Origin of the sequence: Aquibacillus halophilus, assembly GCF_009649745.1 — a bacterium.
In the GTDB taxonomy this organism is placed as follows: Bacteria; Bacillota; Bacilli; order Bacillales; family Amphibacillaceae; genus Aquibacillus; species Aquibacillus halophilus.
Genome location: NZ_WJNG01000001.1, coordinates 177768 through 202543, shown reverse-complemented (window position 1 = coordinate 202543; position 24776 = coordinate 177768). Strand labels below are relative to the sequence as shown.

The 24776-nt window shown below is 35.0% G+C and carries 19 protein-coding genes and 2 pseudogenes; 12 read left to right on the top strand and 9 right to left on the bottom strand.

Going from position 1 to position 24776, the window contains the following annotated elements; translation table 11 throughout:
* The 4 genes and pseudogenes from GH741_RS00850 to GH741_RS00835 form a co-directional block, all read left to right on the top strand.
* On the top strand, nt 1-1248 hold the full coding sequence (locus GH741_RS00850; protein WP_153734880.1) for an ANL family adenylate-forming protein: 1248 nt from the start codon (nt 1-3) through the stop codon (nt 1246-1248).
* Nucleotides 1245-1970, top strand: coding sequence for an SDR family NAD(P)-dependent oxidoreductase (locus GH741_RS00845; RefSeq protein WP_153734879.1), 726 nt, complete (start codon nt 1245-1247; stop codon nt 1968-1970). Before GH741_RS00850 ends, GH741_RS00845 begins: the two co-directional genes overlap by 4 nt.
* 341 nt (nt 1971-2311) lie before the next feature.
* Nucleotides 2312-3721: a lipopolysaccharide biosynthesis protein gene (locus GH741_RS00840; RefSeq protein ID WP_153734878.1), complete on the top strand. Its 1410-nt coding sequence runs from the start codon at nt 2312-2314 to the stop codon at nt 3719-3721.
* Between the two features lie 65 nt (nt 3722-3786).
* Nucleotides 3787-3903, top strand: a pseudogene (locus GH741_RS00835) (sugar phosphate nucleotidyltransferase); the annotation flags it as partial.
* A gap of 71 nt (nt 3904-3974) precedes the next feature.
* Here the strand turns inward: GH741_RS00835 and GH741_RS00830 are convergent.
* From GH741_RS00830 to istA, 6 genes and pseudogenes are all read right to left on the bottom strand, one after another.
* Nucleotides 3975-4505: pseudogene (locus tag GH741_RS00830) on the bottom strand (IS3 family transposase); the annotation flags it as partial.
* A gap of 15 nt (nt 4506-4520) precedes the next feature.
* Complete coding sequence (locus tag GH741_RS22380; RefSeq protein ID WP_153734876.1) at nt 4521-4727, bottom strand: helix-turn-helix domain-containing protein; 207 nt, start codon at nt 4725-4727, stop codon at nt 4521-4523.
* A gap of 311 nt (nt 4728-5038) precedes the next feature.
* Nucleotides 5039-5806 (bottom strand): IS21-like element helper ATPase IstB, encoded by a 768-nt coding sequence (istB, locus tag GH741_RS00820; protein WP_153734875.1) that lies wholly within the window; start codon nt 5804-5806, stop codon nt 5039-5041.
* A 1-nt stretch (nt 5807) separates the two neighbouring features.
* The gene (locus GH741_RS21805) at nt 5808-6008 is read right to left on the bottom strand and encodes a hypothetical protein (protein ID WP_240795361.1); all 201 of its coding nucleotides are present in this window, start codon (nt 6006-6008) and stop codon (nt 5808-5810) included.
* The gene (locus GH741_RS22375) at nt 5965-6213 is read right to left on the bottom strand and encodes a Mu transposase domain-containing protein (RefSeq protein WP_420809378.1); all 249 of its coding nucleotides are present in this window, start codon (nt 6211-6213) and stop codon (nt 5965-5967) included. Before GH741_RS22375 ends, GH741_RS21805 begins: the two co-directional genes overlap by 44 nt.
* Entirely contained in the window at nt 6206-7171 is a 966-nt protein-coding gene (istA, locus tag GH741_RS00815) for an IS21 family transposase (protein ID WP_338079181.1), read from the bottom strand. The genes GH741_RS22375 and istA overlap by 8 nt, the downstream gene beginning before the upstream one ends.
* Before the next feature lie 213 nt (nt 7172-7384).
* On the opposite strand from istA, the gene GH741_RS00810 reads away from it, so the two are divergent.
* From GH741_RS00810 to GH741_RS00780, 7 genes are all read left to right on the top strand, one after another.
* Entirely contained in the window at nt 7385-8557 is a 1173-nt protein-coding gene (locus tag GH741_RS00810) for a YifB family Mg chelatase-like AAA ATPase (RefSeq protein ID WP_240795360.1), read from the top strand.
* Nucleotides 8558-8561: 4 nt separating this feature from the next.
* Complete coding sequence (locus tag GH741_RS00805) at nt 8562-8915, top strand: transposase (RefSeq protein ID WP_153734874.1); 354 nt, start codon at nt 8562-8564, stop codon at nt 8913-8915.
* 678 nt (nt 8916-9593) lie between these two features.
* Entirely contained in the window at nt 9594-9902 is a 309-nt protein-coding gene (locus GH741_RS00800; protein ID WP_153734873.1) for a hypothetical protein, read from the top strand.
* Between the two features lie 109 nt (nt 9903-10011).
* A complete protein-coding gene (locus GH741_RS00795; protein WP_170287524.1) occupies nt 10012-10224 on the top strand; it encodes a hypothetical protein in 213 nt (70 codons plus the stop codon).
* A gap of 477 nt (nt 10225-10701) precedes the next feature.
* The gene (locus GH741_RS00790) at nt 10702-12882 is read left to right on the top strand and encodes a choice-of-anchor J domain-containing protein (protein WP_153734871.1); all 2181 of its coding nucleotides are present in this window, start codon (nt 10702-10704) and stop codon (nt 12880-12882) included.
* Nucleotides 12883-13801: 919 nt separating this feature from the next.
* Nucleotides 13802-15418, top strand: coding sequence for a hypothetical protein (locus GH741_RS00785; protein ID WP_153734870.1), 1617 nt, complete (start codon nt 13802-13804; stop codon nt 15416-15418).
* A 457-nt stretch (nt 15419-15875) separates the two neighbouring features.
* Entirely contained in the window at nt 15876-16073 is a 198-nt protein-coding gene (locus GH741_RS00780) for a magnesium chelatase domain-containing protein (protein WP_153734869.1), read from the top strand.
* Between the two features lie 412 nt (nt 16074-16485).
* Here GH741_RS00780 and GH741_RS00775 read toward each other — a convergent pair whose 3' ends face one another.
* On the bottom strand, nt 16486-16686 hold the full coding sequence (locus GH741_RS00775; RefSeq protein WP_153734978.1) for a cold-shock protein: 201 nt from the start codon (nt 16684-16686) through the stop codon (nt 16486-16488).
* 471 nt (nt 16687-17157) lie between these two features.
* On the opposite strand from GH741_RS00775, the gene GH741_RS00770 reads away from it, so the two are divergent.
* Nucleotides 17158-18561: an L-cystine transporter gene (locus GH741_RS00770; RefSeq protein WP_153734868.1), complete on the top strand. Its 1404-nt coding sequence runs from the start codon at nt 17158-17160 to the stop codon at nt 18559-18561.
* A gap of 245 nt (nt 18562-18806) precedes the next feature.
* Here GH741_RS00770 and GH741_RS00765 read toward each other — a convergent pair whose 3' ends face one another.
* Both GH741_RS00765 and GH741_RS00760 read right to left on the bottom strand, forming a co-directional pair.
* On the bottom strand, nt 18807-21629 hold the full coding sequence (locus tag GH741_RS00765) for an N-acetylmuramoyl-L-alanine amidase (RefSeq protein WP_170287523.1): 2823 nt from the start codon (nt 21627-21629) through the stop codon (nt 18807-18809).
* A gap of 262 nt (nt 21630-21891) precedes the next feature.
* Nucleotides 21892-24708: a C39 family peptidase gene (locus GH741_RS00760; RefSeq protein ID WP_153734866.1), complete on the bottom strand. Its 2817-nt coding sequence runs from the start codon at nt 24706-24708 to the stop codon at nt 21892-21894.
* Between the last annotated feature and the right edge of the window lie 68 nt (nt 24709-24776).

Sequence of the window (24776 nt, the reverse complement as noted above, 5' to 3'; positions counted from 1 at the left end):
ATGGATAAGAAATTTCTAATATGTGCCGGTAATGAGTATACTTATTCTCAGTTAATTGACGATATAAATACAAAAGGAAATTTTAATCCCTATATTTATATCAATGATAATAATCCATATTGGATATTTTTATCAATTATTCACAGCCTTATATATAATTATTCAATAGAAATATTAGATGGTGACTTTTCTGATACAGAACTTAAAGAGGTAGGGGTAGACACAAAAGTATTCTCAAATTATGAGAATATAACTAATAGAGTGAAAATTGATGATTATAATTCCTTACTAGATAAAATTTTAATGTCAAAAGATTGGTCTTTATCTTTATATACATCAGGTACAACTGGCAGACCAAAAAAGGTTACCCATACTCTGAAAACATTAACTAGAAATGTAAAGATTGGTGAAAGATTTAAATGTAATGTATGGGCTTTTGCTTATAACCCTACTCATATTGCTGGATTGCAGGTGTTTTTTCAAGCCCTTTTGAATCAAAACACTATAGTCTATACATTTAGTGGTCAACAAAAAAACTTATCGGATTTAATCCAGAAATATCAAATAACGAATGTATCTGCTACCTCAACTTTTTACAGAAATGTTTTTCCATATTTACAAGGTAATATATACAAATCTGTTAAAAGGGTAACCTTCGGTGGAGAAAAGTACGATCCAAGTTTGGAAAATAAAATTAAAATGATATTCCCCAATGTATTAATTAGAAATATTTATGCTTCTACAGAAGCTGGAAGCCTATTCGTCGCTAATGGAGAAAATTTTGAAATACCTGAATCTATTAGAGATTTTGTTAGAATAAATGAAGCTAATGAATTGTTAATTCATAAGAGTTTATTGGGTAATTCGGATTCTTTTACTTTAGAGGGTGATTGGTTTAATACGGGAGACATTGTTTATCAATTGGATAGTAATCACTTCAATTTTATTTCAAGGAAGTCAGATGTGGTAAATGTAGGTGGATATAAAGTAAACCCTTTAGAAGTGGAAAATACGTTAATTAAAGTTGAGGGAGTTATAGATTTAGTAGTTAAGTCAAAAAAAAATAAAGTAACAGGTGAAATACTAGTAGTAGATGTGGTTAAAGATGAAAATTATGATGAAATGGAATTAAAAAAGAATTTAAAAAGATATGCAACTAAACATCTACAAGAATGGAAGGTTCCAAGAATAATAAAGTTTATAGAAGAAATTCCTAGAACTCGGACGGGAAAGAAGGTCAGAAAATGAAATGGATAATTGTTACAGGTGATTCTAAAGGGCTTGGTAAAGAAATTGTTAAGCAGATATTGTCAGATAGTGAATATGGAGTAATTGGTATCAGTCGATCTAATGAGCAATCAGTCCTAGAATTAATAGATATGTATCCAAAAAGATTTAAACATCTATCTTTCGATTTGGAGAAAGTTATGGATATAAAAGAACTTTATACAAAACACATACGTAAAATAGGTCCAATTTATGGTTTGGTAAATAACTCCGCATTAGCATATGATGATATTATATCTAACTTAAATGTTGAGAGCTTAGAGCGTATGTTTAAAGTCAATGTATTTTCATCAATGCATCTAACTAAATATGCAATCAGAGATATGCTACTTAATAAAATTGAAGGTTCAATAGTCCATATATCATCTGTTAGTGCGCATACAGGTTATAAAGGATTAAGTATGTATGCTGCAACTAAAGGTGCTATGGAGGCATTTTCTAAAAATACAGCTAGAGAATGGGGAAGCAAAGGAATCCGTTCAAACTGTGTTGTACCAGGTTTTATGGAAACATCAATGAGTGCATCTCTCTCAAATGAACAGAAAGATCGTATATATAAAAGAACATCAATGAAAAAAGAGACTGATGTGGGGAGTGTTGCAAGTTCTGTAGTGTTTTTATTATCGGATAAATCACGATCTATTACAGGAACAGTAATTCATGTTGATAATGGAACTATATAGAAAACCTATTTTTATGGTTAATATTACGGTGCTTTTGTTTAAATTATTGTAATCATTTTTAAAAAATTCTTTTGAAATACAATAAGTTGGGAAATCTCTAGGAATGGGCATATAAATTCGCATATATTTTATTCTAGTAAAAATCGTTATTGAAAATGTAAAAACGAAATTACTACGTAGTTATATTTATATAAATAAATTATTATCAAGCTTGAGATAATGTAGTAGAGTTTGCTAAATTTTTTTCTTTTTGAGAGGAATTAAGTGGAAATTACAATTGCATTTCGGTACAGGATGAGGGTATGAAAATAAAGAATATTGATTATCGTGGATGGTAGATTATGAGCAAAAATATAAGTGAAAAAGCATTTAAAGCAGGTATATGGTATACATTATCGAGTATACTTATACAAGCAATTTCTATATTAGCAACTCCAATTTACACAAGAATGTTGTCACCTTCTGACTATGGTACTGCGTACACATTTACTTCTTGGCTACAAATTCTAACAGCTTTAGTTACGTTAAGTTTAGTTTATAGCTTAGGGCGAGCAAAGCTTGATTACTCTAATAGATTATACAATTATATTTGTTCCATACAAACTTTATCTAGTTCTTTTGCAGGACTTATATTTATTCTTGTTATGATATTTATTGAACCAGTATCCAACACATTAAATTTTGATAAGCCATTGGTCTATATAATGTTTATATTTTTAATTTTCTCACCTTCCTTAGCATATGCTCAAAGCTATTATCGGTACCAATATGAATATAAGCAGAACATTTTATTATCATTAATCATTTCAGTTTCAACTGTTGTATTATCAATTTCATTGATTAGTATTTTCGATGAAAATCGTTATTATGGAAAAATCTTTGGTACTTTAATCCCTATTTTCGTTTTAAGTGTATATTTTTATTTTAAGTTCATAATAAAGGGATTCACATTTATAAATAAAGAATACTGGAAGTATGCATTGAAAATTTCAGTTCCAATGATAGCTCACTCATTATCTATGATAATCCTTATCCAATCAGATAGAATAATGATCAGAGAATATATTGATGATACAGCTACTGGTATCTACAGCCTTGCTTACTCTTATGCCTCATTATTGCTTATTGTCACAGGGGCAATTAATCAGGCGTGGCTTCCTTGGTTTTATGATAAGTTTAATTTAAATGAGTTTGCTGCAATAAATAAAGCAATAAAACCACTTGTGATATTAGGTTGCTTTATGGCGATTGGGTGTATAATTATTACTCCCGAAGCTTTGATGATTTTAGGAACTAAAAGTTATCTAGATGGTAAATGGGCTGTACCACCAATCGTTATTGGTATTTTATGTCAATTCCTTTATTCCCATTATTCAAATATTGAATTATATTTAAAGAAAACATCATTAATTGCAGTAGGAACAATAATTGCATCTATCATTAATGTAATATTAAATATTATTTTTATACCAAAATACGGATATATGGCTGCTGCTTATACTACAATGATAAGTTACTTTGGATTAATGCTTTTTCACTATCTATCAACAATAATAATATTGAAAGTTAAGTTATATAATAACGTTTTTATATTCTTAGCGTTACTTATTACAACTCTAAGTGGATTAGGGATATCGCTTATTTTTGATAATGCGTTGCTTCGCTATTTACTATTATTATTAATTTTAATTGGAGCTCTGTATGTTTTTTGGAAAAGTAATACTATTAAAAATATAATTTTAAAAAGATAATTTGTGACTTAAACAATTAAGAATAGGTAAATAATAGAATTATAAAAAGAAAGGTGAATTACCATATGAAGGGTATCGTTTTAGCAGGTGGAAGTGGGACGCGTTTATATCCTTTAACAAGGGTAATTAGTAAACAATTATTACCTGTTTATGACAAACCGATGATATACTACCCACTTTCATGTAACTGCTAAACCAAAAGAGTAATTATTGGACTGACATAGCGATATGAGACACATATAAAACACCTATTTTAGGCTGCCACGACGCCAAATTCTTTTGGCGTAAGGTAGTCTAATTTTTCTTGAATTCTTTCCTTGTTATAATGTTTAATGTATTCATCCACTTTTTCAACAACATTAAAGTTGGATAAAGAATTGAATTTAATATACTGAAATTCCTCTGACTTTAAACTAGAATGAAAGGATTCAATTACGGCATTATCCCAACAATTTCCTCGTCTTGACATACTGCTGACAAAATGGTTTTTCTTCGCGTTATTCTGATAGGCATATGATGTATAAACACTCCCCTGGTCTGAATGAAGAATGACACCTTCTGGATATTGACGATTAATTAATGCCTCTTCGAGCGTATCAATCACCAGTGGTGTCTGTTGATGGTTATACAGCTTATATGCAATGATTTCATTATTATACAAGTCCATAATAGATGAAACATATAAGGTTTCGCTCCCATATTGGATATACGTAATATCCGTTACCCATTTTTCATTTGGTTTAGAAGCAGTAAAGTCACGTTGTAGAATGTTCGGTGCTATTACTTCAGATTCCCCTTGTCATTTCCATTTTCGCTTTGGTTTCACTCTACACTGTACATTGTGTTTTTGCATGATTTTCTGTACTGTATTTCGGTGTAATTCAATTTTATGATCGCGCTTCAACAACTTTTTAATATTACGGTGACCACATCGATACTTGTATTTTTTGCATAGTTCTATAATGAGATCTTCATGTGGATTCCGATAGGTGATTCCGATATTCATCCAACGATAAAATGTAGAACGTGGCACTTCTAGGGCAGACAAAATAGAAGTGATTGTGTACTTAACCTTGAATTGTGATTACGGCCACTGAAATGTACCACCTCTGACATAGTTTTTACCACCGAATGACAAAGAATGTACCAGTAAATGCCATTCATTTACCATATTATACCTTTGTATAATTAATGGGCACACCTCGGGTGTGACATTTTTTATATGGAGGTATTTTTTTATGATCCATTATCAAAAGATATTGGAGTTACACGATGAGGGGATGTAACCGTCAAGTAGTTCTGAACACTTTCTGCTCATTAATTTTGAACACTTTTCGCTTGAAAAAGGGACTCTCGATATTTAATTCTGTGACTTGATCCATCAAAATGGATGACTTCAGAACGGTGGAGAAGGCGATCTAAAATCGCCGTTGTTATTCCTTGATCCCCTAACAATTCTCCCCATTCCTCTGGTCCTTTATTTGATGTTAATATGATAGAACTTCGTTCATAAAGATGATTTACAAGATGGAAAAATAAATTTGCCTCATTTTGGTCCATCGCCATGTACATTAAATCATCAATTATGACCAGATCAGCTTCTCTAATACGTTTCATCTGTAGTTGAGACTTTCGAAGAAAGTCCTCACTTTTTAATAAAGGCACTAATTCCCCCATAGATACAAATGATACGCGATGTCCCTTATTGATTGCCTCTAATCCTAAGCCAATAGAAATATGCGTTTTGCCCACTCCAGGTGGGCCCAAAAATAGTAGATTGAAAGACTCTTCCAACCATGTAAGCTCTTTGAGTTGTCTTAATTGTCTCGTACTAAGCGATGGAAGTTCTTTAAGATTAAATTCATCAAGACCTTTTTGATAAGGGAACTTTGCCCACTTCAAGTGTTTTTCTATCATTTTTTCTTCACGACGCTTTTCTTCGTACGAAAGTAATTCCCTAAGAAATTCCTGATAAGTCCATGAGTTGGATTCTGCTTTCCTTAAAAAACCTGGAAGTTCTTTTGACGTTTCTGACATTCTTAGTTGATGCAGCTTTCTTTGTAAACTCTCTACTGAATATTCCAACTTACATGCCTCCTAAAATTTTAAGATATCCATCTAGTTCTCTTACAGATGCTTTATCTTTATAATGGATCGAGGTCATTTCTATTGTCGGAATATCAGATGGAAGAATAGTAATCTCTTCTTGAGTTCTTGCTAAATGTTTTGCGACATCATGAAAATCATTGGCACTCCATATACGCTCCAATTCCTTTTGATCTGTCACTAGAGTGATGTGTATTTTTAATCAACTGGCCTTTTCCCCTAGAAAGAGGATGAGTAGCTATTGGTACACCTCCAGGTGTCTTTTCGATAATAATTTCGTCTTCTTCGATGCGAACATAGACCGTATTCTCACCATGTGGCTTATAGGTTCCAAGTGGAACCGAATAACGATTCGATTTATATTTGATAATATTGTCCTTATGCACAGTTCTTGTTATACGTTACTCTCGAAAGAGAGTAGGGAGGAGATTTTTCGTAAGTTGGCTTTTCCAGGGCAAACACTTCGAAGGGTCTCTTTTTTATTGTATTGTGAACTTGGTAGTTTCCTTTTCTTTCAAGCCATGCTAGACACTGTTCATTCCAACTATCTATTTGATGAAACACTCGATTTTTCGCAAAATTGTTCTTAACGAATTTCACAACATTTTCAATTTTTCCTTTAGATTCTGGGTCTGCTGCTTTACATAGATAAATTAAAAAACCTCTCTGCTGTTTATAAGCTTGAAACTCTTCCGTATATATGATATCGCCTCCATTTTCACTTACAGTCATCAACTTATCTTGATCATATTCAATTTCGTCTGTCCTGCCTCCGTAATACTCAAAGGCATTTTCATAACAACGAAGAACATCACGAGTATTAAAAGGTCGTTCCTGCCACTCAGCATATTTATAACGTGAGTGAGAAAGGACAAAGGCAATTACATAAATTTTTATCCATTTTCCTTCAAACGTTTTAATCTTTATTTCTCCAAAATCTACTTGCATTTGTTTTCCCTTTGGCAGTTCTTCCACTGCTTCGTAATTCCGGAATGTAACTGTTTTAGGTATATGATATTTTTCCCGTAATTCTCTGATATAAGCCCGAACAGTACTGTCATCAACTTCGGTAAAGGAGCAGCACTCATCTAACCAATCTGAAATTTGGGATGCTGATAAATCTGGATGTTCCTTTAGCCAACCTAATATTTGATGTTGAAAAGGATCTAGTTTTCTCTGTCTTATCTTCAAATTATCTACCCACCTACATGCTTCTTCAAAATCCCTTTCCAGATATTCATAAACTGTTGTTCTCGACAAATTGCATTTACGAGCGATAGCAGCAACTTTAAAACCTTGCTTTTTCAATTGATGAACTTCCACAATCACTTCTAATTTCAACACCTTCCTGATCCTCCAACCCTCAGCTATTTTTATACTTTCTAATAATAACTGATTGGAGGTAAAATCGAGCAGAAAGTGTTCAGTTTTATCGAGCAAAAACTGTCCATTTTAGTTTAGCAGTTACAAGCAGGAGATATTCATTATCCAATCCCGCCAGGTGCTGTATTTCTTGGTGTACTGTCACTCGATGGAACAATCAAAGGTGTCGATGGTATGTTACCGGCGGTTTTGGCTGCGCAAAAGGAAGGATTCTCTATTTTATATCTCCCATGGATAGATAACTTTCCGCTGAAACAGATGAAAGGAATTGAATTGCGATTTGTTCGGTCCTTAAGTGATGTTATTGAATCATTCTCTGGCCAACTGACAGCATTTTCTTTTGATTCATTTTCTATGTCAGTGGCTTCTTATCCACCCATAATAACTTATGATAAAGATTTTAAATCTATCATAGGGCATCGAAAAGAGAAAAAAGCCCTTGAAATTGCAGCTGCCGGAGGGCACCACGTTTTAATGTCAGGACCACCGGGTTGTGGCAGGAGTTTACTTGCTGAGACAGTCCCTTCAATCTTACCTCTTCTGACACAGGATGCTCAGTATGAAGTGATGAGTATCTATCAACTGTCTGGGTTAATTAATCAAAATTATCATCTTGCTCCATTTCGAAATCCACATCATTCATCCTCAGCGGTCTCACTTATAGGTGGTGGATCTAATCCAAAACCAGGAGAAGTATCACTTGCCCACTGTGGGGTATTATTTCTTGACGAGATGGCAGAATTTCCAAAACGAACGCTAGACATGTTAAGGCAGCCGATTGAAACAGGGAAAGTGACGATAAGTCGAGCTGCATCAACGGTCACCTATCCAGCTCGATTTCTTATGTTAGGTGCGATGAATCCATGTCCCAGTAGGAATTTAGGTTCTCGGCATTTGTATTGTACTTGTACACCTAAACAAATTACAGCTTATTCGAATAGGGTTTCTGGGCCGATTCAAGATCGGATGGATATCATAATCAATCTTCAGTCTGAATCTCTGGATGGGAAGTCACACGAGGAGAATGAAGCATCGCAATCTATAAGAACCAGGGTAAGTAGTGCTCGGCAAAAGCAATATGATAGATATGGGAGTGACATTACCAATGCAATTGCATCTCCTGAGTTGATCATGGAAAGCTGTGAACTAGATTTGGATCAACAAAAGATGCTACAACAGTGGTCTAGTAAATACAATTGGAGCACGAGAGTCCAAATGAAAATCCGTCGAATCGCCCTAACCATTTCAGATTTAAACGAGAGCAAGGTAACAAGTGAAGCTTTATGGGAAGCCATGACGATGAGATGTACGAATCAAGAAAATAAGTCTAAGACAATGGTGAGGTGATTGGATGGGAAGAAAGCAACGAGTATGGATAGCAAACTCGTATTATCATATTGTTTGTCGGGGAAATCGGCGAGATGCCTTATTTAGAGATGACAGTGACTTTATAGCGTTTTTCTATATCCTCCAGAAAGTATTCGACCGTTATCCGTTTGAGCTTGCCTCCTATTGCATCATGACCAACCATTTCCATTTGCAACTCCGATCTACAGAACATCTTTGGAGTAGTTACAAGTTCTATCAACCAAATAATTATGGTTTCCGCCAATATATGAATCCACACGTATTACTCAATTACTTTTCAGGCACACTGGTAGAAAAGAAACGGGCCTATTGTGAGTATGTAGATAGGGAGGAATAACAGGACTTCCAAAGTTCACGGAAGTCCTAAACCTATTAATAGACTATTACTTATTGATTGATAGACCATGCAAAAGGCCGTAGATATCGGGGGCAGTAAGCGTACCAATGCCGTGGACGAGTGTCGGTACTTTCTCCGTGAGGGGGACGAGTGGCGAGGAGAGAGTTAATCTATAAGAATAGTAATGTAAACGTTAAAATAGAATCAACAGTTTCCAACAAATAAGATTCAACAGTTTACCTCAATTAAGCTCATTTTCTATATACTAGATTTATAGTCTGTGGGACGTGAGGAACAGAGAATGGAAAAACTGATGATCTAAAACGAGGTTCACAGGCTGAGGAGTGAAGGGTTCTCCAACATTGCGAAAGCTAGAAAATTACAGATATCAAGGAACGGGTGATCGAATACGGAAAAATGTCTCCAGATGAATTTTATTTGTTTGCCGTTTCTTTAAAGAAAAGAAGCAAAAAACTTGATCCATTTCGGGACAACATTCTTGGATGGCAAAATGGAGGTCATTGGGGTCATGCCCTGCCGTGCATTAAGTTTGAATGATCAGCCGGTTGCATTTTGGATGTAATTAGTATTATGTTAAAAAATGAAGATATATAATTCACGTAAAGGTAAGGAAGCAGAAGAACTAAGAATTATAGTAAGGAGAAGGAGATGTTCTTCATGAAGATATTTGTAAAGAATGACGACGGAAAAGTGTATGAAGCATTCCAGGTAGATGAAAACACTTATAAATTTAAAGCGGAAAATAAAACATTCGAGCTTTCCCTTACAGAATCTGAAGAGGTTGATGTTTTTAGTGCATCAACAGAGAAACGGAAGAAGAACACGACAAAAGTGTTTTTTTCCAATGAGGATGTTTTGGAACAATTAAGAGAAGCTAGGAAAAATAGACATAGTGATTTTTCTTATTATAGTGGAGATGAGGTGGAATTCAATAAATTAGTTGATGAAATAAACAGTGATAGATAAAGAATTTCATTATGAAGTAATCTAGGGACAAAAAGCTAGAGTGAAATTAGCTGAAATGAAACCTTATAAGATTGAACCCAAGATGGTGTTCCTAAATTCAAAAAGTATTTTGTCAGTAAAACCACGTGAAAAAGCTGATAACGTCGTAGATTACCGTGATTTTGAATTCAATGGTTATTATTGGGAGTATATTAACAATGTCATAGTGGTTTATAACGTACTTGAAAAGGATAAAAAGGTATTGGTTGATGCTTGTTATTCTGCTTTAACAGGTTTTACTCTACACATATTTTTTGGTGAACATGATACAGATCCACTATAGGTTGCACAGCACTTCTGAAAAAGAGGTGTTTTTTTTATGCATTTTATAAATGGGTCCCCCAAAAAAGACAAAACGGATAATTTAACCATGGTGGGAGGATAGCATACAGGGGTAGGCTTACAGACCCTAGCTGGTGAAAAAGGAAAGGATAGAATTCCGATCTGATATTTCTATCAGATTGTTGAGAAAGGCACCGTGGATCCTTATGGCTATGTAAGAAGAAAAAGTGAATAGAGGTAAAAATGAATGATATGGTACACCGCCCGAATGACATTATATTTATTTATTTCACATAAGGTGTTTATTTGTTGAAATATAAACAAAGGTTTGTGGATTTTTTATCTTTCCTTTTAGTAATCGACATATAAGGAAAAGTTTAGTGGAAGAATCTATCGTAATTTCGCGAGAATATTTTGTTTATTCCAAAAATTATACATGGTACTATTAAATTATCTTGCATTGAAAGGAGAGATTGTATTGAAGAAGAGAAAAATATTACCTATTATTTCTGCTAGTATGTTGGCGGTCGCTCTATTAGCGCCTGCTTTTACTACTAGTATAGAGGTAGAGGCAGAAACTACCTCGAGCTGGAATGTCGAACGTTATGGGGATCGGGTGGACATTGACGGTCAACTTCGCAGCTTAGCTAATGATCCAACTTTTAAGCAACAAGCTGAAGAGAAGATAAAGGAGCAAGCCGCACTTATAACTGGACAAGAGAGTAATACGAAAGGCAATGGAAAAGAAAAGGTGACAGGAAAAGGTAAAAAGCAAAATGCTGATGAAACTCAGGGAACTGAGGAATCATCTACTTCCAGTGATTTTGCATATGATGGTGGAACTAAGTTTTTTCTTGATAGAGATTTAGCTTTTAAAGAGTTTACCCTTAGAAGTGTTGGAGAAAATGTGGAGATTTGGGTGGCAAATGACTTATCCTTTCCAGAGGGAGATACGCGCCCAGCTCATGTGGTAACACAAGAACAGGTAGACAAGCTGCGTGATGAGTTTGATAGTAATATGTATCCTGTGGCAACAGAATTCTTTGGTAAACCTGATTCACTAGATGGGTCTCATTCACCACTTGTAGACTGGGGATACTTCCCTGAAGGCTATTATGAGACTAGTGACAAGGTCATCATGCTCGTAGATAATATTAAGGATGAAGGTTATTATGATCCTACTTATCCGTTCTTTGTTGCCGGATTCTTTTGGCAAACACTAGAAAACTATATCGATAGAAATATCATTACCATCGATACAAATAGTTGGGATACTCGTTTAGAAAATACATTTTTTGCAACGACCATTCATGAATTACAGCATCTTATTCATGCAGACAATGATGGTGCTGAGGAAACATGGATTAACGAAGGGATGTCGACATTCTCTGAGTTCCTAGGTGGTTATGGACATGGCACTGGATCCATTAACTTTTACCTAGATCATCCGGAAAATTCATTAGTTGCTTGGGATGATCATTATTCTGCAGAAACTGGTCCAGAGACGATTGCAGATTATGGACAGGTATATCTTTTCACTCTGTATATGTATGATAAGCTTGGAAGTGAATTTATCCGTGATTTAGCATTAAATGAAAAACAAGGAATGGCAAGTATTAATGACGTGTTAAAAGCTCATGGCTCCTCTTTAGACTTTACACAGATTTATCAAAACTTTATTACTGCACTAGCCATTGATGGTGATAATAGTAACTTTAGTGGAGTATTTGATTTTGATAGCATTGACCTTCGTGATCTACCTGTTGACAATGAAGGTACGAAACGAGGGATGACAGTCAACTATGAAAAAGCATTAATTTTTGAAAAAGAAGGTGTTCCTGCTTGGGGTGGGGACTTTAAAGAATTAGACTTTGATGAGAAGCTTAGAACGATTTCATTTGATGGTGTCGATTTCCTACCAACTCCTTGGCAATCAGTAGCTGATCCATTAGGCTCTGACAATCAAGTGTTATGGGGCAATGAAGGAGACGAGGCAGATAACGAAATTGTTGTAGAAGCCGATCTTAGCGCAGTAGATTCAGCAACACTTCAATTTGATAACTATATTGATATTGAAGAACAGTGGGACTTTGGTGTGGTCCAAGTTTCTAATGACGGGGGACAAACGTGGACTAGCTTAGCAAATGAAAATACAAGAAGTGATATTGTTGATGAAGGCTACCCTAAAATCCAAGAAAATCTTCCAGGATTCACTGGTCATTATGAAGGCTGGCAAACAGAAACATTTGATTTAAGCGAATATGCTGGTCAAAAGGTGTTAATCGCATTCCGATACATGACTGACTGGGGCTATAATGATGCTGGTTGGTTCATCGATAATATTGAGATACCTGAAATCAACTATAGCCACGATGGCAGCTCAGTAGATGAATTTTCTTCTTTTGCAGAGATTACGGGTAAATACGTGAACTATACGGTTACTTTTATCAATGAAAGAGAAGTAGGTTCTGGTACAAAGTATAGAGCCATCACAGTAAATCCTTTTAACGTAACGGAAGAGGATGCATTAACATTAAGGCAATTATTCCAAGATGGAAAGAATAATATGATTACATCCTATGCTGCACCGGCAGATAGTAAGGTTCCAGTTGATTTTACGTATGAAGTAATATTAAAAGAAAAAGGACCAAGTAAATAAAGAGTAGGAGGCAAGGGGATTTCCCCTTGCTTCTTTTTGTTCTTTCGACTGTTTGTTCTAGTTTTGCAATCTTATATTTAATGGAATTGGTAAAAGGGCTTATGTCATATAAGGAGGGAGAATGGAATGGTGTAAACGTTAAACTACAATCAACAGTTTACAATAAATAAGAGTAAACAGACTTTTACAAAGAAGACTTAACAGTTTAGCTCAATTAAACCTACTTTCTGTATTCTGGATATTGTCTATGGAAAGTAAGGTATGGTCACAGCGACGCCCTCGAATATGTCGAATGTTGATAAATAGGATGAAAAGTAGAATATGATAAACTACGATAGAAACTGAATTTTGTGAGGGTGGTTGGTTATTACTATTCATTCTGTTTTTGAAGGCTTAGGTATTAGGTGCCAATAGGAGAAGTAACATAAGTTTAAAAGGGTTAGGTCTTTTTCTTGTGTGACTTGGTACATATGTGCCTTTTTCTTAAGTGTCTTCTAACAAAATAAAAGAGATAATAAGTTGCTCTTCCCAAATAGAAGTCCTCCAATTATTCTGCCGTTCCGCAATAGTATTTATCGCAATTGATTTAATTGAGGATTAGTATTACAATCCAACCTTACATCTTGCTCATTAAGAATCGTAACTTCATTACAAAATCTAAATGCATGGGTGTTTTTAAGTAAGCCGAAAATAAAAGATTGTACTAAATCACTACTAATTCAAATAATTTACATATTTAGGAGGATACAAACCAGTTCATGTCGAACTTTAGGTGTGACGCCATGTTATTAGGGTGATATTAATTTGAAATATATTCCATTTACTAGTTTTTAATATTTGTTAATCTAGAAAATTCATTTCATATTAATAAAGATGGAAAGTGCGTTTACAAAAAAATGAGGAAGGGAAGTGTGAGAATTTGTCTTTTTTAATAAGTGTTTTTTCAAGCTTAGCGGCAAACAGTATTGGAGCAGGAGTAAAAAGTGAGAAATTTCGTAGTATTCTACATAGACTAAATCAAGGAGAGTCTTTAAAAGAAGATAGGTTAAGAAACCATCATCTGAAAAGAGGTGTTATTCGTTCCTATCTAAAAGCTATTAAAGAGGTGAATTATCAGTGTATTCAAGAGAAGGAGAACTCTTTAGAATATGACGATGAATTTTCTATCTCTTTTTATAAAGACCAAATAATAATGATTAATAAAGAAATTAAAAGGTTAGAAAATATAAATAATTATGATATTCCAATGGATTTTGCTCATTTAGGCTACTTAATCTTACCAGATAAAGCAACAGAAAGTTCGTTAAAAGAGACTAATAGACTACTTGTTAACAGCCTTCCTAACCATTTTTCCGTTGATTCTTTGCTATTTAGGGATAAGTTCGAACAAAACATTTTTGATTTAGTTAGTAAATATTTAGCCTATGAAATTAAGTATAATGAGGAAGTCAGAAACATATTCATGGCGCAAATGTCAGTACTGCAAAGTCAACAGTATGAAAACATAACAGCTTCATCATTAGTATATATTGATAATTTAGTACAAGAAATTGACAAAATAAATAATCAAATATTAAAGGAGTTAGAAACAAGGATTAAGGAAGACGGGGAAAAAACAAGAGATTATCTTAAACAACAAAGCTCAGTCATAAAAGAGACAATAACAAATAATAACGATGAAACCAAGAAACTTATTGAGAACTTTATTAGTTCTTTAAAAGATGAAAGTCCTACAGCAACTTACTCATTAAAAGTAACTTCAAATGGCTACATTTTAGATGATGAGGATGATCTATTTGATACAATATTTGATTTAAGAGAGGAAGCGAGGTCTTATGGACTTCCAAATCAAATCTATGATTATATGAACGAGGTATCTTTTGACATCTATTTAGATCTAGAAGCACAAATCTATCAAAAGTTAGGAGAACTAGATAGAATTAAGCGAAGTAGGAATTGGACAGATAAAGAAAGACAAGATCGCCACCAGTTGAAAAGTCGGCATACTAAACTTAAGAAGAAAAAGGAAGAGGTTAAAAAAAACATTTTAGCATTTGTGTTTACTATCGCAAAAGGGAATGCATCGTTATCAATGGGGTTACTTAGAGCAAATGAACAAAATTTATTTCAACTTGAATTAAGTGATTTGTCTATTGAGGTTGTTAAAAATATAGTGGAGCAACAATTGACTGGAAAAGGGCTACATATGGTAAAACTAAAAGGGTATGAGAAGGTATCTTTTGATAATACTCCTTATGAAGGCTTTTCAGTATTATTGTCAGAGGAACAATTTGGATTGTTGGATGAAGAACACTATTTTCTAACAGATATTAATGACCCAAGCCTTCTAAAAAATATTCTTCCACAATATATAAAAAATATTACACAATGTCTAGAAATAAACCCTAAATATAGAGAAGCAATAAAATTTCCAATGATGGGAAATTGGATTATAAAACATCCTGACCTTAACCATGATCTTACAAAAAAAATGTTTGATCTAAGTGCTAACTCAAACAAAAATGAAACAAGATGACGTGAATTATTTTGAATTTAATTCAATTTATATTTATAGTATTTCTTGATGTAAATAAGTAAAATGGACAGTTAAGGCCAAAAAAGACCATTCCTAACCATAAATTATACTTTTCATAAAGATACATGGAAAAAATAATTTCTGTTTTGAACATGGGTCGTCTTCTTTTTGAGGCGGTTACTTGCTTGAACAAATCATCATATATTTGATTAACCGTTCTTCATTCAACATTTAGTTACAATTGCCGAGTGGTCCCCACTCGGTATTATTATTTATATAGGCTGTTAATACTAGGGTCATCTTAGTGTTAATGGTCTTTTTGTATTAGATTATTAGTTTTTGAAAGAATTTAATTATGTGAAAGGTGATTTCTAATTTTTTGTTTCGACTCTTTGTTAATGATTTGATAAATTATATTAAATTTTGGTATTGCTAGTTTCCGAAGGAGGAGAGTTTTTTGGCAATAATTGTTCATAGTATAGGATTAAAAGGGATGGAAGGATATAAAGTACAAGTGGAAGCGCAATTAATTCCCGAAGTGGAGTTGATGAGCATTGTTGGGTTACCGGATGCATCTGTAAAGGAATCGAAAAATCATATGATGAGGGCTTTGTATTCGAGTGATTGTCAGATTCCTGATAAGAAAGTAATTTAATCTATCACCTTCTTGGCAATGGCAATCGGAGCGATGAAAGAAACAGGAGATATTCAGGATCCAATCCCGTCAGATGCTGTGTTGTATTCTTGGTGTACTGTCACTCGATGAATGATAAAAAGTGTCGACTAAATGTTACCGACGGTTTTGGCTTGGAAAAGGTAGGCTTTTCTATGTTATATCTCCTATGGATAGATAACTTTCCCTATTAATAGATAGGCTTATCTAACCTAAATATAACTTTAGGTGTGGGAGTGTCAAACCACCACATTCAGTACCGAGCCATCGTTGTTTCGCTTAAACAAACTAAAATGACACAAAAGAACCGTCCCTATGAGTCACCTATGAGTCTTTACTTAAACAAACTAAAAGTAAAAAGCTCTTCTCATATGAGAAGAGCTTTACTGTTTATTTATGCTTTTTCAACATTTGCTGCTTGCTGTCCACGGTTACCTTCTTCGATGTTAAAAGTAACTGCTTGACCTTCATCTAATGATTTGAAACCGTCGCCTTGAATTGCTGAGAAATGTACGAATACATCTTCTCCACCTTCAACCTCGATAAAACCGAAACCTTTGTCTGCGTTAAACCATTTTACTGTACCTTTATTCATAAGAAAAAATCCTCCATGTGCCTTAATAGCACGTTTATTACTTTTTGGTTCAAGATAATAATTCAAGACGATGATAATCACTAGAAAGTTATTACAAAAATCTTGTTTTGCTAAACCGAACATCAATAAGTTAACCCTATTATACCACTTAATGGGAAAATAGATAGCTTTATTAAAAATATTAATAAAGAGAGAATCGAGGTAATGGGCAGAGGTCCTTACTGATTAAGATATTTCTCACTGGCAAGAGAACAATCAATGTGTGAGTTATTGTTTTGATAGTAGCTCACTCTTTTAAATTTATATCGTGAAATATTGCTATTTTTAGAAATATATCCTTGTTCTGAAAGTTAATTATTGACATATTCTAGAAATAATTATAATCTAAATCCTAGTAAGTTCATCAGGATTGATGGAATAAAGAAAGTTGGGTTTGACAAAATTACATAAAATGATAGGAGGAGAAACAAAATGGATAATGTATTTATTTTAATTAATATCGTTATCATGCTCGCACTTATTGGTATTCTTTTTTACATGCAAAAAAAGCACGTTTCTTTTAGTAAACGTGTATTCACAGGTTTAGGTCTTGGTATATTACTAGGAACATTTTTACAACTAGCATATAATGCTGACTCAGTAATCGTTGGTACAACGACTGACTGGTTCAATATTGTCGGTAGAGGTTATGTCAGTCTATTAATGATGATCGTTATGCCACTTATCATGGTGTCAATTATTCAGTCGATTATTAACTTAGAGAAATCTGCTGAACTTGGAAAAATGACGGCATGGATTATCGGTATTTTGGTGGCAACCGCAATGGCTGCTGCAATTGTTGGTATTTCAGCTGCATCTATCTTTAATTTGGATGCTAGTCAAATTGAAGCTGGTCAAGCAGAAAGTGATAGAGGACTTGCTTTGGAGGAACGATTAGGTTCTGTTGAAGATTTAACAGTACCGCAACAAATTTTAAGTTTTGTCCCGTCTAATCCATTTCATGATATGACAGGTGAACGTGCTACATCCACGATTGCAGTAGTAATCTTTTCTATTATCGTTGGAATTGCTGTTCTTGGCGTCCGGAGAAAACAACCAGAACAAGCGGCAGTATTCGTTAATTGGGTGAATGCTGTCTATGCCATTGTTATGAGAATTGTGACACTGATTTTGCGCTTAACACCATATGGAATCTTGGGGCTAATGGCTAATACAGTAGCAAACACAGATGTGGCTGGAATTCTTGAACTCGGTAAATTTGTCGGGGCATCCTATGTGGCGTTACTAGCTATGTTTATTATCCACTTAATCGTAATTGGATTGTTTGGACTTAATCCATTAACATTCCTACGTAAGGTATTACCAGTATTAGGATTTGCTTTTACATCTCGCTCAAGTGCAGGTACCATTCCACTTAATATTCAAGCACAGAAGAATAGCTTAGGAGTAAACCAAGGAATTGCTAACATGTCAGCATCGTTTGGTGCAACAATCGGACAGAATGGTTGTGCCGGGATTTATCCTGCTATGTTAGCAGTAATGATTGCACCATCACAGGGTATTGATCCTTTATCACCTGGATTTATTGTTCAATTAATTCTTATCATTGGTATTACTTCATTTGGTGTAGCTGGTGTCGGTGGTGGTGCTACCTTTGCAGCGTTAATTGTACTTTCATCTATGAATCTACCAGTCGCATTAGCAGGGTTACTCATTTCTGTCGAGCCATTAATTGATATGGGACGTACCGCGTTAAACGTAAATGGTGCAATGCTATCAGGAACACTAACATCAAGAATCATGAAAAAACTAAACTTAAAAACATACAATGACCGCAACGCAATCGAAAGAGAAGTAGAACCAGAAGCAAGTTAGGGACGGTTCTTTTGCGTCATTTTGTTGATTAGTTTGATTCACAAGTGCGTTAATGTTTTTTATAAGACTGTTAGTACTAAGTTCATCTTAGTATTAATGGTCTTCATTTTGTTAGATTATTAGTTTTTGAAAGGAGTTATGTTAAAGGTGATTTCTATTCGTTTAGCTTCTAAAAGCCAAAAAAATAGGATTGCAATAACAACTATTGCAATCCTATTTATATAAATCTCATAAACTTATTTTATTCAATATATTTCAAAATAATCATCTATTCCATCAGCTATTGATTTTGCTAATTTGTCTTGATAAGAGTTCGTTATTAATTTCTGTCGATCGGAAGAATTATTAATATAACCCATTTCAATCAAAGTTGCAGGTACAACCGTTTCACGTAAGACTGCAAATGCTTGTCCATCTAGTCTACGATTATAAGCACCTGTATTCCTTAGCATACTATCATGAACTAAGTTTGTAAGTACGACACTTTTCGTCATTCTATCCGGATCGTCATGCATAGTATGATTGATTTTCGGTGGGTGGTCCGGATTGACTCTATAGTAGAAAGATTCGACACCGTGAACCGATGTTGATGCTGTACCAGTTGAGTTGGCATGAATACTAACAAAAATATCAAGTTCTAACTCGTTAGCCATTTCAGCACGCTCATACAAGGATAAATAAGTATCATTTTCACGTGACATATGAACAGTATATCCTCTAGCAACTAGTAAAGATTTAACTTTTTTGGAAACAGGTAAATTCAAGTCCTTTTCGTTATATCCACCAGCAACTGCTCCTGGGTCTCTTCCTCCATGGCCAGGATCTAAAAATACTGTTGGGGCACGTTTAAATGCTTCTAGTTGACTGACATGATCGCCTTTCCCTTTAGAAACCAACTTGATTTCAACAGCTTCGATTCGTTTAGACAACCCTTGGGTCCCAGCTTTCATCCCGTTTCTCGCCCAACCCATCCAACCAAAGTTTTGAGCGTGTACACGATAATATACATCATAATAATTTGCAATATCACCGGTTAATGCTATTTTGATAGCTTCCATTCGTTTGCTTTCTCCGTTAGTTCCTGAGACTTCGCCAGGTTTCACTTCATTTAACCAGCCATAGCCTTGAACATGTGTGGAATAAACCAAACCTCCAGAATACAAGCCATCCTGTAGGTTAATTTTAATCGCTTCTAATCGCTTTGATTCACCTTTTGTTCCACTCATTTGACCATTTTTCATTTCATCCATCCAACCATAGGATTGAACATGGCTGGAATAGACAATAGATGGACTGGAGATATAAGGTAAATTCATTGAGCCTGGTGCAGCTTTACCCTTTTTAATTAAGATGACTTCTATTGCTTCAAGACGTTTTGATAATCCCGCGGTGCCAGCTTTGGCTCCATTTCGAGCCCATCCTAACCATCCAAAGTTTTGGGCGTGCACTCGATAATAGACATCATAATGATTAGCTATTTCACCCCTTAATTCTATTTTGATAGCTTCCATTCGTTTGCTTTCACCGTTAGTTCCTGAAACGTCTCCATTTTGCACTTCATTTAACCAGCCGTAACCTTGGACATGAGTGGAATAAACTATATCTCCGGCATATTGGCCATCTTTTAAGCTAATCTTAACTGCTTCTAAACGCTTCGATTGGCCTTTTGTTCCACTCATTTGCCCATCTATTACCTCACTCATCCAACCGTATGATTGAACATGACTGGAATAGACAGCAGATGGAGTCGTAACATAGGGTTGAACCATTGACCCGGGTGCAGGTCCATCTTTTTCTACCAAAACGACTTCAATTGCTTCAATTCGTTTAGATAGTCCTTCGGTGCCAGCTTTCATCCCATTTTGAGCCCAGCCTAGCCAACCGAAATTTTGAGCGTGTACTCGATAATAAATATCATAATGATTAGCCATTTCGCCTGTTAAGTTGATTTTAATGGCTTCCATGCGTTTACTTTCTCCGAGGGTTCCTGCCATTTCGCCATTTGTTACTTCATTTAACCAACCATAGTCCTTCACATGCGTTGAGTACACCAAACCTCCGGAGTATGGACTGTCTTGTAAGTTAATATTGATGGCTTCCAGGCGCTTCGACTCGCCTTTTGTTCCACTCATCTGGCCATCCTTCATCTCATCCATCCAGCCGTACGATTGAACATGACTAGAATATACAATTGATGGACCAGAAACAAAAGATCGATCTGTGGACCCTGGTGCAACCCCACCCTCAGCTACTAAAACTACTTCAATAGCTTCTATAAAGTTCAGATAGTTTTCAGAACCGGCTTTCATCCCGTTTTTTGTCCAGCCTAACCACCCAAAATCCTTGGTTAGAACACGGTAATAAACATCGTAGTAATTCGCTATCTCTCCACTTAAATCTATTTTGATAGCTTCAATTTCATTAGTTTCTTCCGTTGTTTCAGATACTTGATCGTCCGTTAACAAATTTGCCCAGCCTTGACTTTGGTCATAGGTAGAATAAATTACGTCCCCAGTGTAAGGAGCTTGATCCAATGATACTTTTATTGCCTTAAGGTTACTACCTGCTATACCAGACGTTTGACCGTTAGATACTACTTCTTGCCAACCAATTCCACCTACAAAACTATTATAATTTATGGATGGAATTGGCGCTTCACTTTGACTTTGTACTAATTGATTGGTCTCATCAGTGTTTAATTTTTCAGTATCAGTGGTTTGGTTATCTTTCTCAGAATTCTTTAAAATTTCTACTTTATATGTGTTTGAAGCTACTAATCTATAACTAATAGTTTCCACTTTACTAACTTTATCAGTAACATTCATCGTAATATTCTTTAATGACTCTGTATAGTGGACCTCAGCATCAGCTGATGTTTTAGATTCATCTGTCCATCCAGTTAATTTTAAAACTACATCCTCACTAACAAGTATCTCTTGTTCTTCACCATTATAATGAATTAGATAATAGTCATTACTTTCTTGATCAACAGCATCAACAGTTGCTTTTGATTGAAATACAAATCCTATGAACAATATACCAATTAGTAATATTACTTTTCTACGCATAGTCATTATCCCCACTAAATTGAATTTTTAATACATAAAAAAGAGATTAAGAGAATCCAAATGTCTATGTATTTAATAGTCTTATTCTAGCATAATTCGACAATAGATAAATGGGTAAAATCAATATTCCAAAAAATGAATAGGTGAAAGTTCATACCTTTATGTAAATAAAGGTAAAAGAAGGAACCAGAATAAAATTTTTCTGGTTCCTCAGTGTTATATATAGAATCACTATCTCAAAAACCTAAATAGTTTAATAGACTTAATTATATGAGATAGCTTGACTGCCATACTGTTTCCAGCCATCTATAAACTTTTTCTTGTTTACACGTTTATTTTTACCACCGAATGGATCATTAATATAAAGATTCTCATTGTCATACCCAGTTACCAAGACACTGTGCATTTTATAAGTGATCCGAACATCACCGTGAATGGTGTTCCATGTGCTCCAATAGGTTTCAGGAACATAACTGAACCAAGATGTAACAATTACCCAAACGGGCTTTCCTTGGTCTATTTGAGCAGTAACTGCATCAAATGATTGACCGGTTAGGTTTATAATTCTACCAGGTAAATATTGTTTTGCTAAGTTTTCGATTGGAGAATGAAAGGCTCCTAGACCCGGCTTATCAAAAGTGTACATATTACCGACAAATCCGATATTGGGATGACCATAATATCTACCATCATGGAATGGTACCTTTTTGACTTCTGCTGCTAATCGAATTTTATCAACATTAACACCTGCATACTGAAGCATCATAGCCAAACTAGTAACCTCGCAACCTCTTGGTAATAATGGATTTTGAAGAATTAGCGGTGCATCAATCTTCAGATTAGCCCGGCGCTTAAATGCTGCTTTAGTTTCACTGAACAATCTTGCTTCCTCTTTCGAAACTAACTTGATTTCAATCGCTTCGATCCGTTTTGATAACCCTTCAGTTCCAGCATTCATCCCATTCTTTGCCCAACCTAACCAACCATAATTTTGGGAGTGTACACGATAATACACATCGTAATGATTGGCTACTTCTCCGGTCAAGTTTATCCTTATTGCTTCCATTCGTTTGTTTAGCCCGGTTTTACCAGATATATTGTCTTCTGTTACTTCATTTAACCAACCAAAATCCTGTACATGTGTTGAGTAGACCAATCCTCCGGAATATTTCCCTTGCCTCAAGCTAATTTTTATAGCTTCTAGACGTTTAGACTCACCATTAGTTCCGCTCATTTGCCCATTCTTCATTTCGTCCATCCAGCCATAGGATTGAACATGGCTAGAATAGACAATAGATGTATTTCCAACAAAAGGTTGATTCATGGAACCAGGTGCGGCTTTACCTTTTTCTACCAAAGTAATTTCAAGCGCTTCAATCCGCTTAGATAATCCTTCTGTACCTGCTTCCATTCCATTTCGTGCCCAACCTAACCAACCATAATTCTGGGAATGTACACGATAATACACATCGTAATGTTTCGCAATTTCACCAGTTAGGTTTATTTTAATAGCTTCCATTCTTTTACTTTCTCCAAGGGTTCCGGTCACTTTTCCATTCGTTACATCATCTAACCATCCATAATCTTGCACGTGTGTAGAATAAACTAATCCCCCAGTATACTGCCCGTCTTGCAAGTTAATATTTATCGCTTCGAGCCGCTTTGACTCGCCTTTCGTTCCAGTCATTTCTCCATTTTTCACCTCATCCATCCAGCCATAGGATTGAACGTGGCTAGAATAAACAATAGAAGGATTTGCAACAAAAGATTGATCCATAGAACCAGGCGCACTTCTACCTTTTTTCACCAAAACAATCTCAAGTGCTTCAATCCTTTTTGATAACCCCTCAGTACCTGCTTTCATTCCGTTTCGCGCCCAACCTAGCCAACCATAATTTTGTGAATGTACACGATAATACACGTCGTAATGATTTGCCATTTCACCGGTCAAGTTTATTTTAATAGCTTCCATTTGTTTACTTTCTCCAAGGGTTCCGGACACTTCACCATTGGTTACATCATTTAGCCAACCATAACCCTGCACGTGCGTGGAATAAATCAACTCCCCAGCATACTGCCCATCCTCCAAGTTAATCCTTATTGCTTCGAGGCGCTTTGACTCACCTTTCGTTCCACTAATTTGACCATTCTTCACTTTATCCATCCAGCCATAGGATTGAACATGACTTGAATAAACAATAGAAGGGATTGCAACAAAAGGTTGATCCGTAGAACCAGGAGCAGGTCCGTCCTTTGTTACTAGAATAATCTCAAGTGCTTCAATCCGTTTTGATAATCCTTCTGTACCAGCTCTCATGCCATTTTTGGTCCAGCCCAGCCATCCGAAGTTTTGGGTATGCACACGGTAATAGACATCGTAGTAGTTTTCTATTTCACCAGTTAAATCTATTTTGATAGCTTCCATTCGCTTACTTTCACCAAGGGTCCCTGACATTTCTCCATTTGAGACTTCATTTAACCAACCATAATCTTTTACATGGGTAGAATATACTAAACCTCCAGTGTATGGGCCACTTTGCAAGTCAATATTGATAGCCTCTAGTCTCTTGGATTCGCCTCTAGTTCCAGCCATTTCACCATCTTCTACAGAATCCATCCAGCCATAGGATTGAACATGTGTAGAATAAACAATAGAGGGGTTAGTTATAGAAGGTTCTTCTGAATCCCCATCATTACTACTTTCTTCTTGATTAATTGCTTCAGTAGATTTTATTTTTTCAACTTTATATGTTTCAGAAACAACTAATCTATAATATGTACTTTCTTCTTCATTATGGATCAATTCATTAACATTATCGGACACGTTTAATGTTATATTATTCATTTGATCTGACAAATTGGTGTCAAATAAATTAGCATTTACAGATATTTTTGTTTCATCTGTCCAATCGGTTAATATCAAAGTTACCTTTTCATTTATTACAATTTGTTGCTCTTCACCATTATAGTGAATGAGGTAATATTCTCCATTTTCCTGCGCATCAACAATAGTTATTATTGTTAGAAAAAAACTCCCAATTAATAGCATCCCAGTTAGTAATATTATTTTTCTGTTCATAGACACAATCCTTATGTTCTTATTTGTAAATGCAAAAAATACAAAATAAGTATAATTATGTAAAATTT